This window comes from Brevibacterium sp. NPDC049920, from assembly GCF_040656435.1.
Classification (GTDB): domain Bacteria; phylum Actinomycetota; class Actinomycetes; order Actinomycetales; family Brevibacteriaceae; genus Brevibacterium; species Brevibacterium pityocampae.
Genome location: NZ_JBFAMF010000030.1, coordinates 1 through 1,601, shown reverse-complemented (window position 1 = coordinate 1,601; position 1,601 = coordinate 1). Strand labels below are relative to the sequence as shown.

Sequence of the window (1,601 nt, the reverse complement as noted above, 5' to 3'; positions counted from 1 at the left end):
CTGGGCCATCCACTACCTCGCCGATCAGGTCTTCGCCTCTCTCGATGACCTCAACGAAGCCCTCGCTGAACGGGTGGAGTGGATCAACCACAGAACCCCGTTCCGCGGTGAGGAACGCAGCCGCCACGCCTGGTTCACGGAGGCGGAGAAGCCGGAACTGCTCGAACTGCCCGAGCACAGATGGGAGCCAGTCGTCTGGAGGAAAGCGAAGGTGCATCGGGACTGGCATATCCAGATCGACACGATCAAGTATTCCGTGCCGTACGAGTTCGCGGGAGTCAGTGTGGATGTGCGCATCGTCGGCAGCCAGGTCGAGGTCCTCGCCGGCGGGGACGTGGTCGCCAGGCACCGGCGAGGCAGGCATCGCAACGGCTACGTCACCGACCCGGATCATGCACCTGCCTACCTGGCAGAGACGGCGGGACTGTGGACGCGCGCCTACTTCCTCCGCCAGGCGGCGAAAGTCGGCCCGGCCACCGTCGCAGCCCTGGAGCGCCTGCTCGATCGCAAGAAGATCGAGGCGCAGGGGTTCCGTTCGTGTATGAACATCCTCGACCTGGGCAAACGTCGTGGCCGAGTGCTGCTGGAACAGGCATGTCAACACCTCATCGACAGTGATGAGCACCGCCAGATCACCTACACCGCGGTCAAGAACACCACGAGCGCGCTGCAGGCTCAGCAGGACGAAAGACCTCGCACGCTGCCGGCCGCACCGCCTGGCACCGCCGCTGCTCGGGCATCATCGGCAGGTCGAGACACCAGTGGGGCCCACCTGGCAGGGATCTCTGCATTCAGCCTCGAAGCCCTCACGGCGCAGAACACGCGGGAGGCTGACGATGCTTGACATGCACCTGAGTGTTGATGACATGCCCCTGTTCACGAAGCTGCGCATGACCGCCTTCGGCGAAGCGGTCATCGAGATCGCCAACGACCCCGACTGTGATGAGTGGACCTTCTCCCAGAAGATCAGACACGCCCTCGAACGAGAGAGCACGGCCCGCGGCGAACGGCGGATGCTCAAGCTCTTGAAAGCCTCGCACACCCCGAACCCGGCTGCCTGCGTTGAGGACATCCACTACCTCGATGGGCGCTCACTGAACCGTGACGTCGTCGCCAGGCTTGCATCGTGCGGCTGGATCGATCGCTGCACCAACCTCGTGATCTTGGGTTCCTCGAGCGTGGGGAAGTCATATCTTGCTCAAGCCCTCGTCAACGCCGCCTGCAGACGCGACTACACAGCCAGATACTATCGGCTTGACGACCTCGCCAACCAGCTCGCCGTCCAGCACCACTCCGACCCAGGACGGCTCCGCTTCCTCCAGAATCTGCACGAGTGCGACCTGCTCGTATTGGATGACTTCCTCACCACGCCCATCAGCCCCGAGATCGCAGCCGAGCTCCTCAACATTCTCGCCGCACGTGAGGGACGAGGCTCGACAGCCGTCACATCACAGTTCGACCCCACCGACTGGTACAAATCACTCCATGACGCCGTGATCGCGGAATCGATCCTCAACCGGATCGTGTCCAACGCCGAACTGGTCCAACTCGCCGGCCCGAACATGCGTCGCCACACCAAACTCGACGCCGCCGACTGAACA

Annotated in this window: 1 protein-coding gene and 1 pseudogene; both read left to right on the top strand. The window is 63.2% G+C overall.

The window, feature by feature from the left end; genetic code table 11:
- A pseudogene (locus tag AB0I45_RS13870) lies at nucleotides 1–844 on the top strand (IS21 family transposase); the annotation flags it as partial.
- Nucleotides 837–1,598: an ATP-binding protein gene (locus AB0I45_RS13865; protein WP_137319612.1), complete on the top strand. Its 762-nt coding sequence runs from the start codon at nucleotides 837–839 to the stop codon at nucleotides 1,596–1,598. The pseudogene AB0I45_RS13870 and the gene AB0I45_RS13865, both read left to right, overlap by 8 nt.
- Nucleotides 1,599–1,601 lie beyond the last annotated feature (3 nt).